A 476-nucleotide genomic window follows, 5' to 3' on the forward strand; every position below is an offset into this window, starting at 1 on the left:
GCCTGTTTTCTTCGGCATATTAAATGCTCCGGGTAATATAGAATTCGTTTTATATACATTTTCCATGGAGTACTGGAATAATAATACCCTACCTTTGATGAAGCTATGGCACGGCGGGTATATTGCCTGGCCTTTTTAAACATTAAAGTTTCCTTTCCTTCCGGAATGGAGTCAATCGGAAATATATCAATAAAAACGCCCATTTCCGGCATATCAAGTTTTATTTCCTGATCATTATACATTATGGTTTGCGGATTAATTAACTTTGAGAAACCATAGATATAATGAGGAGTAACTCCTGGCGTATATAATTTATATCTTGTTTCGGACTTTAATACATTAATCAGGTGATTATAATTATCTCTGGTCAAAAATATATCAATATCGTCATCCCAAGGGATAAAACCTTTGTGCCTTATTGCGCCTATTAAACTGCCACCACAGAGAGAGTATGATATGTTATGTTGTTCACAAAT

Annotated in this window: 1 protein-coding gene; it reads right to left on the minus strand. The window is 34.9% G+C overall.

Annotated features, from left to right (window positions below; genetic code table 11):
* Positions 1–476 (minus strand): LicD family protein (locus tag NE664_13645; GenBank protein ID MCQ4727676.1); only part of this gene is annotated, 476 nt, incomplete at both ends.

The organism is Anaerotignum faecicola (assembly GCA_024460105.1).
In the GTDB taxonomy this organism is placed as follows: Bacteria; Bacillota; Clostridia; order Lachnospirales; family Anaerotignaceae; genus JANFXS01.